The organism is Dellaglioa sp. CoH-56-MRSF-12, from assembly GCF_056782075.1.
In genome coordinates, this window is record NZ_JBXAYD010000023.1 from 1 (window position 1) to 455 (window position 455).

Annotated in this window: 1 protein-coding gene; it reads left to right on the forward strand. The window is 48.6% G+C overall.

The window, feature by feature from the left end:
* Positions 1-84: 84 nt before the first annotated feature.
* The coding region (locus AC1RPY_RS07645; protein WP_481763091.1) for a hypothetical protein at positions 85-455 on the forward strand (371 nt) is incomplete at its 3' end.

The following is a 455-nucleotide window of genomic DNA, read 5'->3' on the forward strand; positions in this document are numbered from 1 at the left end:
TCAATAAAGTGTGGATGGAAGCAATAACCGATCCACCCCTTATCATTAAGCGACGCCTGATATCGGTTCATATAGGATGACAAAATGTATTTCCAGATAACGAATGCGGCACGTGATGCGCTGGCATCGAATCCCTCAATCAGACCTACTAGCTACAAGCTGGGCACTGGTACTGGATATGTGCCTACAGCCAGTGATACCGACATACACGGAACTCTGGTATCAACAGGACTCCTTAGTCCCGGCGACGTGATAAACGGTAACGTGCTTCGGTACTCCATTCTTCTTCCTAAGGATTTGACATTCCTTCAGCAGTTCGGAGAAGTTGGGCTGTACACCAGCACTAACATGCTGTTTGCACTAGCTGTGGCGGATGTGCCGGTCACTAAGGACAACTCGTATGCTATGCGTATAGACGCGTACCTGTCTTCGGTTGACGCAAACTACGAGATGTG